Raw genomic sequence first — 21,710 nt, 5'->3', positions numbered from 1 at the left:
CGGACACTTGTCGCGGACAGCCAGCCTTGGCGTCAGGGGGTCAGGAAAACAGCTCCATCGTGTCGGGCACCTTGGCGGGCGTCCGCCCGGCCAGGATGGCGGCGACCGCCTCGACCGCGGAGACCAGCGAGGTCTGCGAGAAGGGCTTGGGCAGGCAGCCCACGCCGTACTCGCGCGTCGGCTCCACCTCCTCGCGGTAGGAGGTCACGAACAGGCAGGGGATGCCCAGCGCGGTCATCCGGCGGGCCGCGTCGATGCCGCTGGAACCCTGGGCCAGGTGGATGTCCACCAGCGCCAGATCCGGCTTGACCTCCTGCGCCAGGACCAGCGCCTTTTCGCTGGTGGAGGCCGGTCCATGAACCTCGTGCCCGGCGGTTTCCAGGTAGAAGCTCTGCTCCATGGCGATGAGGACCTCGTCCTCGACGAGTAGGATCTTCATCCGTTCCACTCCGCCGCGCTGTCTTCCAGGATGGGGCCGCGTGTTTCCGGCATGGTCAGCGCGATGCGGAAGGAGGTGCCCCGTTCCACCGGCATCAGGGTGACCGTCGCCCCGACCTGACCGGTCAGGCTGGTGATCAGCCGCATGCCCAGGCTGCGCGACCGGCGCATGTCGAACCCGGCGGGAAGGCCGGGCCCCTGGTCGGTCACGGTCAGCGCCAGCAGGTCGCCGGCCCGGTCGAGCGAGACCAGCACGTTGGCGGGCGAGGGCCCGCGATGCTTGATGGCGTTGGTGATCAGCTCGTTGGCGATCAGCCCCAGCGGCGCCGCCTGATCGATGGGCAGGTCGACCCGCTCGGCCCGCACCTCGATGGAGCCCAGCGTGTCGCCGCCCGACGCGCGGGACAGGTCGGCGCACAGCTCGTTCAGGTAGCTGCCGAACTCGATGGTCTGGAACTGATCGGTCTGGTACAGCCGGCTGTGCACCCGCGCGATGGCGTCGATGCGGCTGCGGGCGTCCTGGAAATGAACCCGCTCGGCGGCCCCCGGCAGGCTCATGGTCTGCAGCGTCAGCAGGCTGGAAACGAGCTGGAGGCTGTTCTTCACCCGGTGGTTCACTTCGCGCAGCAGCGTGGATTTCTGCCCCACCAGCTTGCGCAGCGCCGCTTCCATCGACTTGATCTCGGTGACGTCGATGTGCATCAGCACGGCCCCGCCGAAAGGACCGGCGGCCATCGGCGCGGCGAGGCAGCGGTACCAGCGCGCCCCCGCGTCGGACAGGCCCGGATACTCGATGGACACCGGCGATCCGCCGCGCAGCAGGCCGCGCAGCCCTTCGATCAGCGCGTCGGCATGCTCCGCCCCGCTGCGGGTGGCGGCGCAGGCTTCCAGATAGTCGTCGCCGATGGCCGAGCCGTCGCCGAGAAAGCCGGCCCGCGGCCCGCTTTCCGCCCAGGCCTTGTTGACGGAGATGATGTGCCCGCCATGGTCGAGAACGGCGATGTGCGCCGGCAGCGCATCGAGCGTGGCCTTGGTCTGCTCGGCGAGCTGGCGCATGGCGAGGGCGTTGGCCTTCAGCTCCTCGCGGGTGCGGCGGCGCTCGGTGATGTCGCGCAGGACGCCGGTGATGAAGCTCCGCCCCTCCGACTCCCAGCGGGCCAGCGAGACCTCCAGGTCGATGCGGGTGCCGTCGCGCTTGCGGCCGATCAGCTCCACCGGCGCGGGCCGGCCGGCCGGGTCGCGCTCCAGCAGGCCGGACCAGTCGGGGGAACCGTCGGCGAGGAAGAGGCTGACATGCTGGCCGATCAGCTCGTTGGGCGGAAAGCCGAACTGCAGGGCGGCGGCCCCGTTGGCCCATTGCACCACACCGCGCGTGTCGGTGGTGACGATGGCGTCGGGGGCGGTGTCCACGATGGCGCGGTAGCGCGCGTCGCGCTGTTCGCGGAGAACCCGCTCCCGGTTGACCACGGCGGTGACGTCGGTGACCTGGATCAGGCAGTAGGAGGCGTTGCTGACGGTGAAGGGACGGATCAGCACGTTGTGGACCATCCGCCGCCCGTCGGGACAGCGCAGCGGAAACAGCACCGGATTCAGCGTGTGGGACAGGACGCTGGGCGCCCCGGTCTCCAGCACGTCGCGCACCGCGTTGTGCAGCCGCGTGTCGCGCAGGGCCGGCAGGGCCTCCACCAGTTCCCGCCCGTGGATGCCGGGCTCGGGGGTGCCCGACGCCCTTTCCATCCAGCGGTTCCAGAACTGCACGCGGCCATGGCGGTCCAGCACGACGATGCCGGCATCCATTGCGTCCAGAAGGCCGTCCAGCCAGGGCATGCGCTTAAACTCGGTCGGTTCCATCGGGCGTTCCGGAGGCGATGCGGTCGATGAATCCATGGATCAGTCCCTTCAGCGACTCCAAAGACGACAGTCCCATGAGCAATGCGATGTAGCCGCGAATGCTCCGGCTGCGGATCAGGAAGTCGATGTAGAGGAACATGACCAGCTCGTCGGGGTTCGGCCCGTTGCTTTGGAAAATGCGGTCGCTGTCGCCGCGCAACACGCTGGGCAGCGAGATGTCCAGATTGTCCTTCAGCGTGTTGGCCATCACGACCAGGCAGCCGTTGAGGATGATGTTGCCGATCTCCGCGAGCGCGTCCTGTTCCAGATCGACGATCTCCTCCAGGCTCAGCTCGCTGCCCAGGACGGCGCGGGCCAGCTCCAGACTGTTGGTCTCCGGGAAGATCAACAGGGCGCGGCCGGAAAAGGACCCGTCGAAACGCTGCTCCACCGCGACGAGGCTCATTTTCTCGCGCGCGGCGAGAAGGCCGGCGGCGTCGTTGCGGCTGACGATCTCGATGGAGGGAACGGACAGCAGGACCTGATCGGCGACCATGCGGCTGAGGTTGGTCGCGGCACGGCCGACGCCCATGTTCACCAGCTCGGTCAGCGCGTCGCGCTCGAGGTCGCTCAGATCCACCATGCACCGGCGCTCCCGTTTTCATGGAAGCGCCGCGGCATCGGCGCCCCCGGGGCACAGTGCGACAGGAACGCCGTCAAAGTCTCCCCCGTCAACGGCATAGGCCAAATTGGGAGTGCTCTAGGCAATTCAGCAACAAGGTGCCGTCGATCCAACAATTGGTTCCTTCCATTGATTGCGGCCTGAATAAAAAGGCCGCCTGTATTGTGGTCCGGCGTGACGCTCCGTCGCACCCTGTTGCGGGTCATGCCGCCAACCGGCGGACGAGATCCCGGAGGAACCCCTCGCAGGCGGTGACCTGGGCGACGTCGATGTACTCGTTGGGCTGATGCGCCTGATCGATGGAACCCGGTCCGCAGAGGACGGTGGAGAGCCCGGCCTCCTGGAATTGCCCGGCCTCCGCCGCGAAGGAGACCATGCCGGTGTCGTTGCGCCCGGTCAGGGCGTGGCAGAGCTGGGCGGCCGGCCCGTCCGGCTCCGGCGCGAGGCCCGGCACGCCGGCGAGCTGCTCGGTGCGGATGTCGCAATCCGGGCTGATCCGCCGCATGACCGCGCGCAGCCGCGCGCATTCCGCCTCGAACCGGTCGCGGTAGCGCGTCCAGTCGTCGCCGGGCAGCGGGCGGATGTCCCAGACGAAGGAACAGTGGCGGGCGGTGATGTTGGCCGCCGTGCCGCCTTCGATGGTCCCGACCTGCAGCGTCGTGAAGGGCGGGTCGAAGCCGCATGCGGGGTCCGCCGCGGCGGCGTTCTCCGCCGCCATGTCGCCCACCAGATTGACGAGCCGCGCCGCGGTCATCACGGCGCTGACCCCGCGGTCGATCTGGGACGAGTGGACCTCGTGTCCGGTGATCGTGGTGCGCAGCACGTAGCAGCCCTTGTGGGCGAGCACGACCCCCATCGAGGTCGGCTCGCCGACGATGACGGCGCTGGGGCGCGGCAATTCACCGGCGATTCGGGCGATCATGGCCGGGGCGCCGATGCAGCCGACCTCCTCGTCGTAGGACAGCGCCAGATGCAGCGGCCGTTTCAGCCCGGCCTCCAGAATTTCCGGCAGCAGGGCCAGCGCCACGGCGGGAAAGCTCTTCATATCGGCGGTGCCGCGCCCGTAGAGGCGCCCGTCGCGCTCGACCAGCGTGAAGGGATCGGTGTCCCAGGGCTGCCCATCGACCGGCACCACGTCGGTGTGGGCCGACAGCACCACACCGCCTTCGGTCATCGGGCCGATGGTGGCGAACAGGTTGGCCTTGGCGCCATCCGGGCTGGGGACCAGCCGGCTCTCCACGCCGTATCCGGCGAGATAGTCCCGAACCCAGTCGATCAGTGCCATGTTGGAGCGGCGCGAAACCGTGTCGAAACCGACCAAGCGGGCGATCATCGCCTTTGAGCCGTCTTGCACCCTTAAGATCCAATCTGCGGGTTATTCCGCGGGATGGCGCCGCAGACCCTGCGCTTGTGATAATCTTCAGCAGTCAGACACTGGCCCCTGCACCCTACGATGTCAAATGAGTCGTCCGTAATACGCGGGCATAGCGGCCAATGGCAAACGCCGGTTGAACGGTCCCCCCGCCTTCGGAGTGCCGTCCAACCGGTCGTGAAGCGCAATCGCCCGGGCCGGTGCGTCGCCGGGCGGAAGGGGGGCGGTCAGGCCGCCGACCAGACCTTCTCGGTCAGGATCGTGCGCACCAGCGTCAGCGCGCTCTCGGCGCTCTCGCGTCCGTCGAGCTTCGCCGCCACCGCCTCGATCTGGGCCGGCGGCAGGGTGGCCCGCAGGCGGCGCACCGTGTCGGTCAGATGCTTCTTGGCGAAGCGCGCCTGGTTCCCGCGTTCCGACAGTTCCTGGAAGGCCAGCCGCCGGGTGGTCGCGTCGCGCCCGGCGCTGGCCGCCGTCGCCCGCTCCGCCGCCGCGGCAAGCTCGTTCGAGGATTGGAGGTAGTTGCTGATGGCTTCGGTCAGGATACGGTTGGCTTGAAGCAAGGGATCAAGGGACATGCGCTGAACTCTTTGCCTTCCGTGACGGCTCTGGGCCGCAAACGGCCCCCTGCCAAGACGTTTCACCCAAAGTTAATTGGGCCGGGCGGCCCGCTTCAACCCGGCGAAGGGTTCTATGCGGACAGCAAGCCGGACCAACCCTGGCGCCACCGCGGCGGTACCACCCCATGGTCTATCACCGTCCGCTGTCTGTCGAGGTTGGACAAGCTATGGGCCTATGAATTTCCTATGAACTAAGGCACGCTTTCTTTGTGTACGTTTATCGTCACATAAACCGGGCACTAAAACGGGAACCCACGGGCGCAGGACGCCGTTTTCCTCAAGCGTCGATGTTTCTGCGGCCATGCCCACTTGGACCAAGCCCATTTGGAGACGGAAGAATGCAAGGCGATCGTGAGGACCGCATCCGCCACCGCGCCTATGAGATCTGGGAGCGCGACGGGCGACCGGAGGGACGGGGGGAAGAGCATTGGGCGCAGGCCTGCGCCGAGATCGAAGCCGAGGACCGGACGGCCGCGACGGCGGAGCCGGTCGCCATGGTCGCGGCGGTCAAGGACGCCGCCGCGGGTGCAGTGAAGAAGGCGGTCCGCCGGACCAAGACGGCGGCGACCGAACTGTTGGGCGTCGGCCTGAACGCCGTGGTCGATGTGGTCGAGGAGGCCGTCGCGACCAAGAAGCCGCGCGCCCGCAAGGCCAAGGCCGAGCCCGCCCCGGCAAACGACACCCTGGCCGCCGCTCCCGCGGAAACCCCGGCCGCCGCGAAGGCGGCAAAGCCGCCCCGCGCCAAGGCGGTGAAGGCGGAGGCCGCGAAGCCGGCGGCGCCGCGCACCCGTCGCAAGCCGGTCGCGCCGGACACCGAACCGGCGCATTGACCCGCACCGGCCCTGCGCGCTCCTAGGTTCTGTTCTCAAAGGCTGTGAGGGTTTGGCTGTGCCCTGTTGAAGGGGGATGGCACGATCTGAACTGAGCGATGAGCAGCTTCAGCATTTGCTGGAGTTGCTTCCGCCGGAACGCCCGTGGACGGGCCGGCCGGCGCGGGACCTGGAGCGCACCGTGCGGGCGATCCTGTGGGTGAACCGCACCGGCTCGCCCTGGCGCGATCTTCCGGCCGAGTACGGTCCCTGGCAGACGGCGGCCAACCGCTTCTACCGCTGGCGCAAGGCCGGGGTATGGGAGCGCGTGTTGGAACTGGTTCAGGCCGAGGCGGATGAGGCCGGCAAGTTGGACTGGAGCCTGCACCAAGTCGACAGCACAGTGGTCCGCGCCCACCAGCACGCCGCCGGCGCAAAAGGGGGCAGTTGAACCAAGCGCTTGGCCGCTCGCGCGGCGGCTTCTCAGCCAAGATCCACCTGCGCGCCGACCGCCACGGCCAACCGCTCGCTTTCGTGCTGAGCCCCGGTCAAGCCGCCGACCAGAGCGCGTTGACGGTGCTGATGGAGGCGGTCGCAGTGCGCCGAGTGGCAGGTGGACGACCGCGGGAAAGACCCGAGCGCGTGGTCGCTGACCGCGCCTACTCCAGCCAAGCCATCCGCCGCTACCTGCGTCGGCGCGGGATCGGGGCGGTGATCCCACAGCCCTCCAGCCAGAAGCCCTGTGCTCTGGTGGATTGGGCCGCCTATCGCTCCCGCAACGCCATCGAGCGCCTGATCAACCGCCTCAAACAGTTCCGTCGCATCGCCACCCGATACGAGAAACTCGCCGCCAACTACCTCGCCATGGTCCACATCGGGGCTATCCGACTATGGCTCAGGGTTTGAGAACAGGACCTAGACACAGGGGCGGATGTAGGGCCGGTTCGCCTCCCACAACTCGTCCAGGATCTTCACGGCGGCGTCGGTGGAGGTCACCACCGGGTCGATCAGCAGGGCCTGGAGCGCCAGTTCCTTCGAGGCGTGGACCGCCGCCTCGACGGACAGTTGCTGCACGCTCGCCTGGACGTGCAGCAGTTTGGCGATCGGATCGGGCAGGGGGCCGAGCGAGACCGGGTGGACGCCCGCCGCGTCGGCCAGCAGCGGCACCTCCACCGCCAGATCGGGCGGCAGGTTGGGGATGGCGCCCTGGTTGTAGACGATTCCCGATTCGATGAAGCGCTTCTGGTTGTGCAGCACACCGGCGATGACCTGCACCGCCCGTTCGCCCCAGGACGGCTGGGTCCAATCGTCCGGCACCGGGGTCGTCCCGGCGGTCACCCCGTCCATCAGCGTGTTGAGGATGCCGCGCCCGCGCTCGTCCTCCGCGAAGTCGAATCCATGCTCCCCGCCTTCCCAGCCATAGGGGAGGTATTCGCCCATATGGTCGTCGCTGCAGGTCGGCCACAGGCCGAAGCTGTTGAACAGGCGGCGGGTCAGCGGCGTGAAGGCCGGGTCGTGGGTCTTTTCCTTCTCGCGCAGCAGCGGGTAGAGATCGCGTCCGCCGGCCCTGTCCCGGATGTGCATCAGCCACTGGAAGTGATTCAGCCCGGCGCCCCAGACCTCCACGTCCTTCTCGGCCATGCCGAGGATCTGGCAGATGAACCAGCGGGCCAGGAAGATGCCGTGACACAGGCCCAGCGTCCTGACCTTGGTGTATTTGCCGAGACCCAGGACGACGCGGCTTTCCGGGTTGGACAGGTTGATGAACTGGGCGTCGGGGCACAGTTCCTCGATGTCGCGGGCGAAGTCGAAGATCAGGGGCAGCGTGCGCAGCGTGAAGAACAGGCCGCCGGGGCCGCCGTTCTCGCCCAGCGTGTGGCGGATGCCATGCTTCTTCGGCACCTCGAAATCGAGCTTCCACAGGCGGTTGCGGTCGATGGCGACGGAGTTGACGACGAATTCCGCGCCTTGCAGGGCGGCGCGGCGGTCGGTGGTCTGTTCGATGATCAGGCCGGCGCCGCCCTTGGCGTTCAACAGGCGGGCGAGCGCGGTCATGCGGTCGAGCGCCGCCGGATTGGTGTCCACCAGCGTCAGGGTGCTGCCCGCCAGCTCCGTCGTGGTGAAGAGGTCGCGGTACATGCTCAGCCCGAAGGCCGCGCTGCCGGCGCCCAGGAAGACGATCTTGGTGGTTTTGGGAGTGGTAACGGCCATGGGATGCCTCCCGCCGGCGGGAATGCTGCTGTGCTGATTTGTCAGGGCAGCCGCCTTGGGTGAAGCATACACTTGTTAAGACGAAGAGACTATACCTGATGGTCAGAATAAGTGTGGTGATCTCTTCGCTTGCGCAACATGACCTTCGCGCTCGCAACAGTGCGCCCGCAGCATAATCACTTCAAGGGAGTCCCCGTCATGGCACTCTTCACTTTTCCCAAGGACTTCCTGTGGGGGGCGTCCACCGCGGCCTATCAGATCGAGGGGGCGATTCACGAGGACGGGCGCGGCCCCTGCGTGTGGGACAGCTTCACCGACGCCGGGCGCATCCAGGACGGCAGCAGCGCCGCCGTCGCCTGCGACCATTACCACCGCTGGGCGGAGGACATCGCCCTGCTGAAGGACGCGGGATTCAACGCCTATCGCTTCTCCATCGCCTGGCCGCGCATCCTGCCGACCGGGACCGGGGCGGTGAACGCGGCGGGGCTAGACTTCTACGACCGGCTGGTGGACGGGCTGCTGGCCGCCGGCATCCGGCCGATGGCCTGCCTCTACCATTGGGACCTGCCGCAACCCTTGGAGGATCGCGGGGGCTGGCAGGGCAGGGAGGTCGTCGGCCCCTTCGCCGACTACGCCCGCATCGTCGCCGCCCGGCTGGCCGACCGGGTGAAGGACTGGATGATGCTGAACGAGCCGAACGTGGTCGCCACCCACGGCTACGGCACCGGGGAGCACGCGCCCGGCCACAGGCTGGGCGAGACCGGCATCCTGCGCGCGCTGCACCACCAGAATCTGGCGCAAGGGGCGGCGCTCCGCGCCCTATCGGCGGAGCATGCGGGCCTGACGCTCGGCACCGTCATCAACCTCCAGCCTTGCCGGGCCGAGAGCGACCGGCCGGAGGACGTCGCGGCGGCGGCCCGCTGGGACGCGGTGTGGAACCGGGTGGCCCTGGACGGCGTGATGCGCGGAAAAATCCCCGACCTGATGGCCGAGCGGATGAAGGACTTCGTCCTGCCCGGCGACGAGGAGGCGATCCGTTTCCCCATCGACCTGCTGGGCATCAACTACTACTCGCGCATGACCATGAAGCACGAGACGGGGCATCCGTTCGACGTGTGGTGGGGCGACGCCCATTGCGACCGCTGGACCGCCATGGCCTGGCCCGTGCAGCCCGACGGGCTCTACGACCTGCTGATGGAGTTCAAGCGCGACTACGGCAACCCCGCCGTCTTCGTCGCGGAGAACGGTGCGGCCTATGACGACGTGGTGACGCCGGACGGACGGGTGCACGACGCGGAGCGCGTGACCTTCCTGCGCGACCATGTGGCGTCGGTCGGGCGCGCCCTGGCGGACGGCTGCAACGTGAAGGGCTATCTGTGCTGGAGCCTGCTGGACAATTTCGAATGGGCCTTCGGCCTGTCGAAGCGGTTCGGCATCGTCCGCGTCGATTACGACACGTTGGTTCGCACGCCCAAGGACAGCTACCACTTCCTGAGCGAAGTGGCGAAGAACGGTCGGCTCGATCTCGAATGATTGGAGAGGAGGGCAGGCCGTGCGGGGTGTGGTTCCGCCGGCCTGCTTGTCTTGTTGGCGCTGTTGATTTGCGGTGATTGATAGTTAGCGATCTAATCATTAGAATTGGAAGAATTTTATATTAATTTTCAGTTCATGATCCTGGTGGTAGACTGCTTGGCGTCGAGCGCCATGCGTTCAGAATCACCGGAGGGGGCCATGGGTATTTCCGACGTTTCGGCATCCTTGTTCCAGGCCACCGCCGCAGCCTCCGTCCAGGCGAAACCCGCCGCGGCGAAGACCGGCGCCACCGACGGGACGGGACCGGCCGCCGCCTCCAAGACCGACAAGGTCGATCTCAGCGATCTGGCATCGGCGCTCAAGGGGGACGCGCTCGACCTGTTCACGAACCTGTCGGCGGATGATCGGACGTCGTTGGGCAAGTTCGTCTCCAGCGGGGCGCTGTCGGCGGACGAACTCAACGACGCGCTGTCGTCCGCTCTCAAATCGGAGCGCAAGAAGGCGTTCTGGCAGACCGCCCAGGAGGACGCCGAGGCCGGGCGCACCCCCGATGCAGAGGCGCGGCAACAGAAGATGCAAGCCATCACGCAGCGCATGTTCTCCGAGACGGAGACCCGGCGGGCGGCCATGTTCGCGTCAGGCATGAGCATGGAGGCCCGGATGGCCGCGACGTCTCAACTGGCCGACGAGATGAGGGCGTTGCAGGACACGTACGACCAGTTGGCTGGGATCGGCAGGCCGATGACGGCCTACACGCTGAAAGGAGGCGACGAGCGCTTCTTTGCGACGTCGAAGGAACAGGCGGCCGGACAAAAGCTTGCGGACCTGGGATTCCAATCCGGCTCTTTCGATAAAGCGCTCTCGACGCTTGCCAAGGGGTTCGCCCAGAAATACGTGGCTGAAGAGGGCAAGTCAGTGATCACGGTCGGACCGGCCGTCAAGTAGATCGCAGAGGACTTCTCGTCGATTCAACCAAACGTCCCAAGGCGCGTCTCTGGATTGGCCGCGGGCTTGATCATACCCGTCCCGGAATTGTCACATCGTGGGCAAGCGGAAGCGGTGCTATCGACGGTGTCGTGTCACCACTGCGTCCGCCCATGCATTCCGTTGGAACTCACACCGCTTCAGGGTCCGGTGACGCCGAAGACGTCCGCGCGGTCATCGTCGTGCCGACCTACAAGCATTCGGGCCTGCTGGTCGAAGCGTTGTCCACCGCGCTTGCCCAGGACACGGACTTCGCTTACGCGGTGGTCGTGGTCAACGACGGCTGCCCCTTTCCGGAAACGGAACGGGTGTGCCGGGAGTTCGCGGCGGCCCATCCGGGGCGGCTCTTTCACCTGCACAAACGCAATGCCGGGCTGAGCGCGGCGCGCAACAGCGGGATCGCCTTCGCGCTGGACGCCTTTCCGGCGCTGGAGGCCGTCTATTTCCTCGATTCCGACAACCGCATCCGGCCCCATCTGCTGCAGAGGATGCTGGATGCGCTGCGGGCGGCGGGGCCGGAGGTCGGCTGGGCCTATCCGGACGTCGACAAGTTCGGCTTCTTCGAGTTCTGCGACATGTCCGGCGCCTATTCGCCGCTGGAGCATCTGTTCCGCAACGTCAGCGAGGCGGGCAGCATGGCGTCGCGCCGCCTGCTGGACAGCGGCGCCCGCTTCGACGAGGCGATGCGCCAGGGCAGCGAGGACTGGGAGTTCTGGCTGCAAGGGCTGGAGCGCGGCTTCCACGGTGTCCATGTGCCGGGCACCGGCTTCGGCTACCGCCGCCGCGGCGAGAGCATGCTGACCGAATCGGAGCGCGATTACCGCCCCATCCTGACCCACATCCAGAAGCGCCACCCCGCGCTGTTCGCGGTCCAGGCCGTCTTGCGGGCGGAGACGGCGGTCGGGCGGCGCTACGCCGTCCATCTGCCCGACCACGCCATAGTCCGCTGCGTCACCGACCCCGCGGCGGGCGAGGAGGATGTGCCGCTCGCCGACTTCGTGCGCCGCGCCCTGCGGGCGCCGGAACGGCCCGGCTATGGAGAGTGCCCCGGCCTGCTGGCGGTCATGGACTCCGGCCTTTACGACCTGCTGAAGCGCCACCGCCTGCTGCGCGGCGCCCTGTGGGTTCTGGAACGCGCGGCGGCCCAGGCCACCCTGGTGCGTGCCGCGGTGACGGCGCGGACGGCGGAGGGCGGCTGCGCGCTGTCCTGGTCCGGTGCGCCCGTGGGGCTGCAGGCGGACGCGCCGTTTCCCCTGCCGGACGGCGGGGCGGCCATGGCGATGCTGCCCACCGCGGTCCTGCTCGACCTCGTGCGGCGCCAGCCGGCGGGCACCGCCTTGCTGGAGCGGGAGCCCTGGAAGCCCTGCGCCGAAGCCCGGCTGAGCCTGACCCTGGCGCTGCCCGGCGCGGTCCAGCCGCCGGCCGGCGCCGACGCCGCCCTGTCCGCGCTGCGCGAGGCGATGGCCGCGGCGTGGTCGCGGCCGTCCAACGGGGGCTGGGCGGCGGCGCCCATCGACCGCTACCGCGCCGGGGTCGCGACGCCGGAGGATGTCTACCGGACGGTGCATCAACTGCCCTCGGTGCTGCCGCTGCTCCACCCCGTTGGGAACCGGCGGCTGGCGGCGCTGGTGGCCGACCCCGCCGACGCGGCGGCGCTGGACACCGCCGCCCGCATGGCCCGCTGGCTGGCCGCGAAGGGCTATGACGCGCATCTGGTGGCGCTGGGTGGCCGCAGCCTGTCGCTGACGGCGGAGATGGTGGAGGCGTTCGCGTCGGTCATCCCCCATCCGCTGCCGCTGGTGCTGCCCGAACGCCCGTTGACTCGCCGCGACGCCTATCTGGGCACGCCGCTGCGTCCGCTGGACCCGGTGGAGGAGGATGGGGCGGTCGGCACGCTGGCCGTCTTCGATCTGGTGGTGACGGTGCGGCATGGCGCGGCCCATCCGCTGATGGGGCGGCTGCGCGCCCTCGGCGTCACGGGATGGGCGCTGCTGGGCTCCTCCGATGCGCCGGATGCGCCGTCCCTGGCCGACGCGGTCAACGGCTGCGCCGCCTTCGAGCACGCCTACCAGACCGTCGTCCCGCTTGACGCCCGGACCGTCCGCCTTTGCCAGGGGCTGGGGTTCCCTCCGGACAAGCTGCGGCGCTGGGAGGATGCGACGGAGCCGGACGCCGATCCCGATTGGGCCGCCTGCGTGCCCCTGTCCTCCTGTCTTCCAGACCCATCCGCGGCCGCCTGAGAAGGGTGTCATCGTCATGAAGCTCTCCGCCCCCGCGGCCCAGTTCGCCTCCCTTTACGACGGCACGCCGAAGCTCATCGTGGTCGGCGCCGGCACCGGACTGGAGCCAGGCGCCGTTCCCCTCCGCCTCCTGCGGCTCGTCCGTCACGACGGCGGCTATCTGCTGCTCTCGGGGGACGCCGGGGCGGCGGAGGGCGAGGCGGTGCGCACGTTGGCCATCCCGCCCGCCGCCGTCCGCGCGCTGTGGTCCGGCGACGAGGCGGCGCGGCGGGACGCCGAACGTCTGCTCGGCTGGTGGGCGGAGGCCGGGGGGCCGGACAGCGCGCCGCCGCAACTGACGGGCGATGCGTCCAGCCTGCTGCATGGCCTGTTGGCTCAGGCTTTTACGGAGATCGACGGGCTGCACCGCCGCAACGCCGGGCTTCAGCGGACCCTGTCCACCCTGCGCGAGGAATGGGGCCGCTCCGCCCGCCTGCCGCCGGAGGCGGTGGAGCTTCTGGACGCCCTGCGCCTCAGCCCGCCGCGGCTGGTCTTCGCCACGCCGCGCCCGGTGGGGGCGCTGGCGGTGCCGCTGCGCCACGGCCGGAATCCCGCGGGGGCGGCCGAGATCGTGCAGCGCCTGCCGGCGGGCGCGCGGGGGCTGACGGGACTCGACCTGCATCTCGACCGGGCGCCGAAGGGAAGCGGGGTGCTCGCCGTCGCCCTGACCGGGGTGGAGACCGGCGAGGCCATCGCGGAATGGACGCTGTCCTTCGGCGACCTGCGATCCGGCTGGCTGCCGCTGCGCCTGCCCGCCGCTTCCACCCGGATGGATCGCCTTCTCGATCTGCGGATCGGCGCCACCGGAGTGGTGACGGAGGCGCCGCGCCTGTCGCTGGCCCAGGCCGGTCTGCTCGACGAATACGCCGTCGCGCCGCCGGCCCGCGCCATCGGGCAGCCGGCCATGCTGGCGCTGCGCTTGTGGGGCGGGTTGCCGGGGCTGGACTACGGCCCGGCGGCGCATCTGGCGCCGAGTCCGGCGCCCGAACGCCTGGTCTGGCCGCTGACCGAGCCGGTGCTGGCGCAACTGCGCAAGGGCCGCGAGTTCGAGGCGACCTTCCCCTGGTTCGGCCTGCTGCGCGGCGGGCGCGTCCTGCTCCACCCGCTCCATGGCGTCGTCACGGCGGCGCACATCCCGCTGGACGAGGTGCCGGGTGCCGTGGCGGTGCGGGCGCGGGCGGTGATCGACGATCCGCGCTGCCGCACCCCCGTCGCCTGCAAGCTGGTGGTCGCCCCGCCGTCGCTGACGGTGGACGAGGCCGAGCGGGAGGACGGCATCCTCGCCTCCAGCGGCTGGATGGTGCTGGAGGAGCCGCGCCGCGCGCTCGACCTGTCGGCGGTGCTGGCGGCACCCTGGTCGGGGCCGATGGCGCTTCATCTTTTCACGGACCTTCCGGACCGTGGCCACGGCCTGTATGGACGCACCATCTTTTCCGATTTCGAACTGGAGATCGATTCCCGCACCGCCTGGGCCAATCCGCCGGCGCTGCCGATGGCGGACGGGGTCGCCGCCACCCCTTAGCCGACTATGACCTTGTGGCGGCGCACCAATCCTTTGGTGCACTGCGGGGCAAGCTGTTGGTAATAAACTGTTCGTTAGGGTAAAGGAGGTCTTGCTTCAAGCCCAGGGGGTGAAGGGCCATGTCGATCGCGTCCAGGACGCCGGACCGGTCCGGCTTCACCCGCCGTTTCCTTCACCTTGCCGGAGGCTTCTGGTCGGCTGACTGCCGGTCCGGCGGCTCCCGGCCGGGCCGGCGGAACTGGACGGTGTGGCTTCTCGCCGGGGCGCTCGGGCTTCTGACGGTCGGGCAGGTGGTGGTCCCCATCCTGCTGAACCTGTGGAGCCAGCATCTGTTCGACGCGCTGGAGCAGCGCTCGATGGACCGCTTCGTGCTGATGATCGCGGCGGCCGGCGGCATCATCCTGTTCAACATCGTCAACACCATCCTGCATCTTCGGGTGAAGCGCCGCCTCCAGCTGGGCTGGCGGACATGGCTGACGCAGAAGCTGCTGGGCGACTGGCTGACGCGCGGGCGGCAGCATCAGGTGACCTACCTGTCCGGCGACCACGACAACCCCGACGGGCGCATCGCCGAGGACATCCGCATCGCGACCGAGGCGGCGATCGATCTTGTCCTGTCCTTGTCCTACTGCGCTCTGCTGTTGATCAGCTTCACCAACATCCTGTGGCGGCTGTCCGGCGCGCCGGAGGTGACGCTGGCCGGAAGCACCTTCCATGTGCCGGGCTATCTGCTCTACATCGCGCTGGTCTACGCGGCCGTCGGCACGAGCATCGCCCTGCTGATGGGAAAGCCGCTGGTGAAGGCGGTGAACCGGCGGCAGGGGCACGAGGCGTCCTTCCGCTTCGGCCTCGCCCGCGTGCGGGAGAACGCGCAGGACGTGGCGCTCCTGCACGGCGAGTCGGGGGAGCGCCAGCGCCTTGGCGTGCTGTTCGGCGGGGTGCAGCGCGGCTGGAACGGCCAGACGCACGCGCTGTCCAACATGATGGTCTTCAGCGCCGCCTATTCGGTGCTGTCCGCCGTCTTCCCGATCCTGGTCGCCTCGCCCAGCTACATCGCCGGGGCCATCTCGCTCGGCGTGCTGATGCAGACGGCGCAGGCCTTCCAGCAGACGGTGGGCGCCCTCTCCTGGCCGATCGACAACCTCGCCCGCGCGGCGGAGTGGAAGGCGTCGGTGGAGCGCGTGCTCGGCCTGCACGAGGCGCTCCAGCGCCTGGACCGCGAGATCGGCGGGGAGGGAACGGAGCGCATCACCGTGGAGCGTAGCGACGGCGAGCACAGCCTGGGCTTCCACGGGCTGTCCATCGCCGAGCCGGACGGGCGCCGCGCGGTGGAGCCCTTCGACCTGGAGATCCGTCCCGGCGAGCGCGTGCTGATCGTCGGCGATCCGGCGGCGGCGGTGCGGCTGTTCCGCGCGGTGGCGCGGGTCTGGCCCTGGGGTGGGGGGCGCGTCGTCCTGCCCGCGCTCTCCCGTGTGTTCTTCATGGCCGAACGGCCCTACCTGCCGCACGACACGCTGCGCGCCGCCCTCAGCTATCCCGACGGCGCGGAGACGGTGAGCGACGCGCGCGCGGCGGAGGCGCTGGGGCGGATCGGGCTCGGCCACCTGCTGGCGAGGCTGGACGAGCCCGACAGCTGGGACGAGGTCCTGGCGGTGCCGGAGCAGCAGTTGCTGGGCTTCGCCCGCCTGCTGATCCACCGCCCGGATTGGATCTTCCTGGAGGATTCCACCGACAGCCTGGACCCGCGGACCGAGGAGGCGATGCTGCGCCTGATCGACGCCGAGTTCCCCGACGCCACGCTGATCACCATCGGCAGCCACCCCGGCCTGGAGGCGCACCACCGCCGCAAGCTGGTGCTCGAACGGGTGGGCGACACCGTCCGCATGCGCGAAGTGCCCTGCGGGGACCGCGACCGCAGGATCGCGGCGGTCGCGGAGTAAGGGGGGCCGCCCTACCGCGTTGTGGGGACTGCGGCCTGAAGCCGGCGCAGCAGGGCGGTCAGGGCGGCGCGGCGCTCCTCCTCGGACCGGCCGCCGCCCTGCGTTTCCTCGCAGACGCGCGCCGTCAGAGCGGACAGCTCGTCGGTGAAGCCGGCGCGGTGCTTCTCGTCGAAGAAGGGCAGGAAGACGTCGGGCACGCCGAGACGGCGGCCCAGCTCCTCGATCGGCAGGATTCCGACCGCACCGCGCCGGCGCTCCACATCCGCGAACCCCTGGATCAGGGCCATCTGGTCGAGGAAATAGGCCATGCTGCGCCGCCGCAGCCAATGCAGGAGGACGGTGGCCGTGCGCTCCAGGACCTCCAGCATGGCGCTGCTCGGGCGCAGCACGATCAGCCCGTTGCTGATGGTGTTGTAGAGATGGTCCAGGCTGTCCGGCCGATGGATGAGCATCGCCTCCTCCTCCGGCGCCATGGCGTCGACGAGACGCCGCGGGTCGATCGGCAGCAGGGCGTCGATGTCGATCATCACCAGCGGCGGATGCCCGTGGAGGTCCAGCACGTCCGGCGCCCTCATCAGGCGCAGGCAGGTGTAGAGGGTGCGCCGGCCCGCCGGATCGAGGTCCGGCGGCGTCCGTTCGGTGCTGACGGTGAGGCGGCAACGCCGCAGCGGCGCCCGCAGGCCGGCAACCACCTCCGCGATGTCCGGGCCGGGGTCGGCGATGTGGAGATGAACCCGCTGCCCGGCGCCGCAGAAGGCCTCCACCGTCAGCAGAAGGGGGGCCGCGAACAGCCGCAGGTAGCGGTCGTCGCAGGCCGCGAACAGCAGCGGTCCCTCGCCGCCGGCGGCCGGCTCCGATTGGAATCCGGCCCGGTGGAGCGCGCGCTCCTCCGGCGGAACCGACCGGCAGAGGGCATCGAATTCGTCGGCGGAGGCGACGTGGCGCAGGAAGGGCAGGGCGGGGACCAGCCCCTCCAACAAGGCACGGCCCGCCGCCTCGTCCCCCGGCCTGCGCAGCAGCAGCGAGCCGCGCAGGAAATCGATCCAGGGCAGCAGATCCCGGTTCTCGGCCGCCGCGGCCTGACGGAAGCGGTCCAGCGCCCGCATCGCGGCGTCCGGGCGGCCCGCCGCGATCCGGTCGTTCGCCACATGCATGGCGACGTAGACGGGGGCCTTCCAGAACAGGTGCTTCGCCCGCGCCGCGGCCATCAGCCCGCCGGCGTGGGCGGCGAGGGCGGACAGGCGGTCCCCGCGCGCGTCGAGAAGGGCGGCGTTTTCCCACGCCGTGTAGTCGGTGGGGCGCAGGGCCGCCGTGTCCTTGTAGGCCGCCGCGGCGCGGTCGGCATCGCCCGCCGCCTGCGCGGCCTCGGCCAGATGGAAACGCTCTTGCGCGTCGTCCGGGCGCAGCCGCACCACCCGCGCGAGGATCGCGGCGCCCTGGTCGGCGCGGCCCCCGGAGAGCAGGGCCAGCCCGAGCCCGGACAGCGCCGCCGGGTCCGCCGGGGCGAGGGCCGCCGCCGCCTGGAACATGGGAATGGCGGCCCCGGCGTCCCCGGCTTTCCGAAGCGTCGAGGCAAGATTGTAAGCCGCGAAGGGCGCGGCGGGACGAAGCCGGAAGGCCCGGCGGTAGGCCGTCAGGGCCGCGGCCGGAGGGCCGGCGTCCGTCGCCGCGAGTTCCGCGGTGGCGTGGGCGATCCCCTCCTGCGCGGCTCCGTCGGCCGGATCGATGGCCAGGGCGGCGCGGTAGACGGACAGGGCCTCGGCAGGGCGGCCGCCGGCCCGCCGCACGCCCCCCAGCGCGACGAGCGGCGCCGATCCCGGTGCCAGGGCGATGGCGTTGCGCAGCGCCGCCTCCGCGTCGTCGAAGCGCCCGAGCGCCTTCAAGGCAAGCGCGAGGTTGGAATGGTAGGCGGCGACGGTGCCGCGGCGGGCGATGGCCTCGGCGATCAGGGAGGCGCCCTCCGCCGGATCGCCGGCCTGGCTTCGCAGCACCCCGAGGAGATGCAGCGCATCGGGATGGCCGGGCTGCCGCTCCAGCAGGGTGCGGTACAGCGGTTCGGCCCCGGCGAGATTGCCGGTGCGGTGCAGCGCCACGGCATCCGCGAGAAGCGTCTCGGAAGGAATGGGCGCGCTCATGGCAGTCGTCTTTGATTTGAAGGTAGGGTTTTTTTCTTCTATCCCAGGAAAGTCCAATTCCTCAACAAACACTCGAAAATAGGATCCGGAAGATTGCAATTCCCGTCATGAAAGCGCTTTCTTGGGCCGTGAAGGGGCGGAGACAAGGCGCAGGAGCGGGCGGCGGTCATGCAGGATCTTTCCATGAGCTTCCGGCAGGCGGTGGCGCTGCATCAGCAAGGGCGCCTGCCGGAAGCGGAGGCGGCTTACCGCGCCGTCCTGCAGGCGGTCCCGGACCATGGCGACACGCTGCGGCTGTGGGGGCTGGTCGCATTGCAGTCGGGTGCGGCCGACGCGGCCTGCGCGCGCCTGTCCTGCGCGGTCGCGGTCAATCCCGGTTCGTCGGAGGCGCTGCATGTTCTTGGCGGTGCGTTCCGGCAAGCCGGCAAACTCGAGAAGGCGCTCGACTCCTATCGCCGGGCGACGCTGCTGCGGCCGGTCTTTCCCGAATGCCACTTCAACCATGGCAATGCCCTGGTCCAGGCGGAGCGGTCGCTGGAGGCCGCGGCGGCCTACCGGAAGGCCATCGTCCAAAGACCGCTCGCGGCGGACAGCCGTCTCAATCTGGCCGGTGTGCTCAACCGCATCGGAGACCCCGCGGGGGCGGCCCTCCAGGCCCGGGCGGCCATCGCTCTGGAGCCCCATCGCCCCGCCATGCTGACGGCGCTTGGCCGTGCCGAGACGGGTCAGGGGAACAGCGCCGCCGCCGAACGGACGCATCGCCGAGCCCTTCGGTTGGACCCCGGGCAAGAGACTCTCGCCTACGAACACGGCCTCGCCTTGTCCGCGCTCGACCGGATTGAGGAGGCGAGCCACCGGCTGCACAGCCTGACCCGCTCCACCGACGCGACCCTGAGGCTGGGGGCCAAACTGGCTCTGCACCGGCTGGTGCTGCGCTGCATCGATGCCGATGATTACCCGCGGGCCGCGGCCGTCGCCCTGAACGCCGGACAGGGGCGGGTGAGCGATGGAACGGCGATGCTGCCGATGAGGGTCCGCATCGAATCCTCCAGCGCCTGCAACCTGCGGTGCCGTCACTGCACCACCGGCGTGGCCTACCACAGCACCGAGCGCCGTTTGCTGAAGCCGGAGATGTTCGAGCGCATCCTGCGGAATCTCAAAGGGATCGAGGGGCTGGTCAGCGGGGTCATGTATCTGGGGGGCGAACCGCTGATGAACCCCCAGCTGGAATCCATGATTCGGCGCTTGAGGGACGAGACGTCGATCGATCAGATCCATTTCGTCACCAACGCCATGCTGGCGACCGAAGAGCGCTGCCGTGCCCTGGCGGAGTGCGGCGTGGAAAAGATCTATGTATCGATCGACGGCCGCTCGCCGGAAGAGAACGACGCCATCCGCCGGGGATCCCACTATCCGACGGTGCGCCGGAACCTGACTCTGATGCGCCGGTATCTCGAACCCGCCGGGGTGAAGCTGATCATCTCCAACAACGTCCTGCGCCGCCCGGGTGACCCGCCGGCCGCCACGGTTCCGGCCTTCCTGGTCCAGGATTTTCCCGGCCTGCCGATCGCCACGAACTACGCCTACAAATGGCCGGGCTGGACGCAGACGGGAGAGGAGGCGGCGCTGGTGGTCGAGGTCGATCCGAGGCGGCGCCGCGGCTTCTGCGGCGCGCCTTTCACGGAGACGGTGATCCGTCCCAACGGCGACGTGACTCTGTGCTGTTACGACATTTCCGGCATCAAGGTCATGGGCAACCTGGGCCGGGACACCCTGGAAGACATCTGGAACGGTGAGCGCTACCGGGCGCTGAGGCTCGCCATGATGGCCGGCGACGAGGCGGCTCTGCCCGGCGTGTGCCGGACCTGCCCGGTCTACACCGGCGAGGAGATCCAGGAACGGCCGGCAAGCGTGCCCACCCCAGCCGTGGCGGCGGTTTAACCGCCCAACCGCCCGCCGATCAGCGCCGAATACCATTTCGCGGACTCCTTCGGCGTGCGCGCCTGCGTCGCGAAGTCCACGTGGACGATGCCGAACCGCGTGCCGTAGCCGCCGCCCCATTCGAAGTTGTCGAGCAGCGACCACACGAAATAGCCGCGCACGTCGGCCCCGTCCGACAACGCCCGGGCCATCTCGCCGATGCAGGCCTGCAGATAGTCCAGCCGCTCCCGATCCATCACGATCCCCTGTGCGTCCGGGGACTCCGGCGCCTTGGTGCCGTAGCCGTTCTCCGTCACGTAGATCGGCAGGCGGTAGCGCGCGGTGGCGTGAATCAACGCCTCGTGGAAGGCGCCGGGCTGGAGCGGCCAGCCGATGTCGGTGCGCGGCATACCCTCCGGCGGGGCGCCGAAGCCGCAGCCCCAGACGGCGCCCGGCTCGGCCTGGGCGAAGAGGGGCGCGTAATGGTTCATGCCGAACCAGTCCACGGGCCGGCAGATCCGGGCCATGTCGCCGGCCTGGACGTAGGGTTCGATGGCGCGGGCGATGCGCGGCGGGTAGCGACCCAAAATCTGCGCGTCGGGGAAGCACAGGTTCCACAGCTCGTCGAACAGGGCCGCGGCCTCGACGTGTTCGGGCGCCGGGTCGGCGGGCCGGCAAGGCTGGAAGCTGTGCACCGCGCCGATGGAGGCCCGCGGCACCAGATCGCGCAGCACGTCCACCCCGGCCCCGTGGGCGAGGTTGGTGTGGTGGATGACCTTCAGATGCTCCCCGCGGTCGGACACGCTCGGCGCCCCCCAGCCCAGCGCGTAGCCGAACAGGGTGAAGACGGAGAATTCGTTGAAGGTCGCCCAGCGGGTCACCCGGTCACCGAAGCGGCGGGCGCAGAGGACGGCGTAGTCGGCGTACCAGCCGGCGCTGTCCCGGTTGGCCCAGCCGCCGAGGTCCTGCAGGGACTGCGGCAGATCCCAGTGGTAGAGGCAGGCCCAGGGTTCGATCCCCGCCTCCAGCAGCCGGTCGATCAGGCGGTCGTAGAAATCCAGCCCGGCCTCGTTCACCGCCCCGCGCCCGCGGGGCAGGACGCGCGGCCAGGAGATGGAGAAGCGGTAGGCGCCGACCCCGATGTCCCGCATCAGCGCCACATCCTCGGCGTAGCGGTGATAATGGTCGCAGGCGACGTCGCCGGTGTCGCCGTTGTCCACCCGGCCCTTCAGGCGGCAGAAGCTGTCCCAGATGCTGGGCGCCCGCCCATCCTCGGCCGCGGCCCCTTCGACCTGAAAGGCCGACGTCGAGGTTCCCCACAGGAATCCATCGGGAAAACCGGAGGTGGGATGGGGCGTCGCTCGCCGTTGCGCAGCTTTACGTTCCAAGGGAGACCGCTCCGTCGAACCATTCGCCCCTCATTATGCCTGTTTCTTGA

Annotated in this window: 15 protein-coding genes and 1 pseudogene; 8 read left to right on the top strand and 8 right to left on the bottom strand. The window is 69.5% G+C overall.

Annotated features, from left to right (window positions below; all coding sequences use genetic code 11):
* Window positions 1–40 precede the first annotated feature (40 nt).
* The 5 genes from TSH58p_RS00625 to TSH58p_RS00600 all read right to left on the bottom strand — a co-directional run bounded on the left by TSH58p_RS00625 (window position 41) and on the right by TSH58p_RS00600 (window position 4,897).
* Window positions 41–439, bottom strand: a complete 399-nt coding sequence (locus TSH58p_RS00625; protein WP_109072194.1) for a response regulator — start codon at window positions 437–439, stop codon at window positions 41–43.
* Window positions 436–2,289, bottom strand: coding sequence for a PAS domain S-box protein (locus tag TSH58p_RS00620; RefSeq protein WP_109072195.1), 1,854 nt, complete (start codon window positions 2,287–2,289; stop codon window positions 436–438). Before TSH58p_RS00620 ends, TSH58p_RS00625 begins: the two co-directional genes overlap by 4 nt.
* Window positions 2,270–2,911, bottom strand: coding sequence for a chemotaxis protein CheC (locus tag TSH58p_RS00615; protein ID WP_014242550.1), 642 nt, complete (start codon window positions 2,909–2,911; stop codon window positions 2,270–2,272). Before TSH58p_RS00615 ends, TSH58p_RS00620 begins: the two co-directional genes overlap by 20 nt.
* A gap of 241 nt (window positions 2,912–3,152) precedes the next feature.
* Window positions 3,153–4,304, bottom strand: coding sequence for an acetylornithine deacetylase (gene argE, locus TSH58p_RS00610; protein WP_199230223.1), 1,152 nt, complete (start codon window positions 4,302–4,304; stop codon window positions 3,153–3,155).
* 245 nt (window positions 4,305–4,549) lie between these two features.
* Window positions 4,550–4,897 carry a hypothetical protein gene (locus TSH58p_RS00600; protein ID WP_035680830.1) on the bottom strand — a complete coding sequence of 116 codons (348 nt, stop codon included), beginning with the start codon at window positions 4,895–4,897 and terminating at the stop codon, window positions 4,550–4,552.
* Between the two features lie 380 nt (window positions 4,898–5,277).
* Here TSH58p_RS00600 and TSH58p_RS00590 point away from each other — a divergent pair, with 380 nt between their 5' ends.
* Together TSH58p_RS00590 and TSH58p_RS00585 are read left to right on the top strand one after the other, a co-directional pair.
* Window positions 5,278–5,769, top strand: a complete 492-nt coding sequence (locus tag TSH58p_RS00590; protein ID WP_109072199.1) for a DUF2934 domain-containing protein — start codon at window positions 5,278–5,280, stop codon at window positions 5,767–5,769.
* A gap of 76 nt (window positions 5,770–5,845) precedes the next feature.
* A pseudogene (locus TSH58p_RS00585) lies at window positions 5,846–6,654 on the top strand (IS5 family transposase).
* A 9-nt stretch (window positions 6,655–6,663) separates the two neighbouring features.
* Here TSH58p_RS00585 and TSH58p_RS00580 read toward each other — a convergent pair.
* On the bottom strand, window positions 6,664–7,959 hold the full coding sequence (locus tag TSH58p_RS00580) for an alpha-glucosidase/alpha-galactosidase (protein ID WP_109072759.1): 1,296 nt from the start codon (window positions 7,957–7,959) through the stop codon (window positions 6,664–6,666).
* Between the two features lie 198 nt (window positions 7,960–8,157).
* On the opposite strand from TSH58p_RS00580, the gene TSH58p_RS00575 reads away from it, so the two are divergent.
* From TSH58p_RS00575 to TSH58p_RS00555, 5 genes are all read left to right on the top strand, one after another.
* Entirely contained in the window at window positions 8,158–9,492 is a 1,335-nt protein-coding gene (locus TSH58p_RS00575; RefSeq protein ID WP_109072758.1) for a GH1 family beta-glucosidase, read from the top strand.
* Between the two features lie 198 nt (window positions 9,493–9,690).
* Window positions 9,691–10,437 (top strand): hypothetical protein, encoded by a 747-nt coding sequence (locus TSH58p_RS00570; RefSeq protein WP_109072761.1) that lies wholly within the window; start codon window positions 9,691–9,693, stop codon window positions 10,435–10,437.
* 221 nt (window positions 10,438–10,658) lie between these two features.
* Window positions 10,659–12,716 (top strand): glycosyltransferase, encoded by a 2,058-nt coding sequence (locus TSH58p_RS00565; RefSeq protein ID WP_158282670.1) that lies wholly within the window; start codon window positions 10,659–10,661, stop codon window positions 12,714–12,716.
* 16 nt (window positions 12,717–12,732) lie between these two features.
* Window positions 12,733–14,277, top strand: coding sequence for a DUF6212 domain-containing protein (locus TSH58p_RS00560; RefSeq protein ID WP_109072756.1), 1,545 nt, complete (start codon window positions 12,733–12,735; stop codon window positions 14,275–14,277).
* Window positions 14,278–14,396: 119 nt separating this feature from the next.
* Window positions 14,397–16,217: an ABC transporter ATP-binding protein/permease gene (locus TSH58p_RS00555; RefSeq protein ID WP_109072755.1), complete on the top strand. Its 1,821-nt coding sequence runs from the start codon at window positions 14,397–14,399 to the stop codon at window positions 16,215–16,217.
* Window positions 16,218–16,228: 11 nt separating this feature from the next.
* On the opposite strand, the gene TSH58p_RS00550 is transcribed toward TSH58p_RS00555, so the two are convergent.
* A complete protein-coding gene (locus TSH58p_RS00550; protein WP_109072754.1) occupies window positions 16,229–18,352 on the bottom strand; it encodes a tetratricopeptide repeat protein in 2,124 nt (707 codons plus the stop codon).
* A 168-nt stretch (window positions 18,353–18,520) separates the two neighbouring features.
* Here TSH58p_RS00550 and TSH58p_RS00545 point away from each other — a divergent pair, with 168 nt between their 5' ends.
* Window positions 18,521–20,293 carry a radical SAM/SPASM domain-containing protein gene (locus tag TSH58p_RS00545; protein ID WP_109072753.1) on the top strand — a complete coding sequence of 591 codons (1,773 nt, stop codon included), beginning with the start codon at window positions 18,521–18,523 and terminating at the stop codon, window positions 20,291–20,293.
* On the opposite strand, the gene TSH58p_RS00540 is transcribed toward TSH58p_RS00545, so the two are convergent.
* Entirely contained in the window at window positions 20,290–21,660 is a 1,371-nt protein-coding gene (locus tag TSH58p_RS00540; RefSeq protein ID WP_109072752.1) for a GH1 family beta-glucosidase, read from the bottom strand. The genes TSH58p_RS00545 and TSH58p_RS00540 overlap by 4 nt on opposite strands.
* Window positions 21,661–21,710: the final 50 nt, after the last annotated feature.

The organism is Azospirillum sp. TSH58 (assembly GCF_003119115.1).
GTDB lineage: Bacteria > Pseudomonadota > Alphaproteobacteria > Azospirillales > Azospirillaceae > Azospirillum.
Note: the sequence above shows the minus strand (reverse complement) of the source record. Positions and strands in the feature narration are given on the sequence as shown.

What these genes read in the sequence shown, in the direction of transcription:
- TSH58p_RS00625 (WP_109072194.1), bottom strand. Translation starts at nt 439, where the DNA reads ATGAAGATCCTACTCGTCGAGGACGAGGTCCTCATCGCCATGGAGCAG.
- TSH58p_RS00620 (WP_109072195.1), bottom strand. Translation starts at nt 2,289, where the DNA reads ATGGAACCGACCGAGTTTAAGCGCATGCCCTGGCTGGACGGCCTTCTG.
- TSH58p_RS00615 (WP_014242550.1), bottom strand. Translation starts at nt 2,911, where the DNA reads ATGGTGGATCTGAGCGACCTCGAGCGCGACGCGCTGACCGAGCTGGTG.
- TSH58p_RS00600 (WP_035680830.1), bottom strand. Translation starts at nt 4,897, where the DNA reads ATGTCCCTTGATCCCTTGCTTCAAGCCAACCGTATCCTGACCGAAGCC.
- TSH58p_RS00590 (WP_109072199.1), top strand. Translation starts at nt 5,278, where the DNA reads ATGCAAGGCGATCGTGAGGACCGCATCCGCCACCGCGCCTATGAGATC.
- TSH58p_RS00580 (WP_109072759.1), bottom strand. Translation starts at nt 7,959, where the DNA reads ATGGCCGTTACCACTCCCAAAACCACCAAGATCGTCTTCCTGGGCGCC.
- TSH58p_RS00575 (WP_109072758.1), top strand. Translation starts at nt 8,158, where the DNA reads ATGGCACTCTTCACTTTTCCCAAGGACTTCCTGTGGGGGGCGTCCACC.
- TSH58p_RS00570 (WP_109072761.1), top strand. Translation starts at nt 9,691, where the DNA reads ATGGGTATTTCCGACGTTTCGGCATCCTTGTTCCAGGCCACCGCCGCA.
- TSH58p_RS00560 (WP_109072756.1), top strand. Translation starts at nt 12,733, where the DNA reads ATGAAGCTCTCCGCCCCCGCGGCCCAGTTCGCCTCCCTTTACGACGGC.
- TSH58p_RS00555 (WP_109072755.1), top strand. Translation starts at nt 14,397, where the DNA reads ATGTCGATCGCGTCCAGGACGCCGGACCGGTCCGGCTTCACCCGCCGT.
- TSH58p_RS00550 (WP_109072754.1), bottom strand. Translation starts at nt 18,352, where the DNA reads ATGAGCGCGCCCATTCCTTCCGAGACGCTTCTCGCGGATGCCGTGGCG.
- TSH58p_RS00545 (WP_109072753.1), top strand. Translation starts at nt 18,521, where the DNA reads ATGCAGGATCTTTCCATGAGCTTCCGGCAGGCGGTGGCGCTGCATCAG.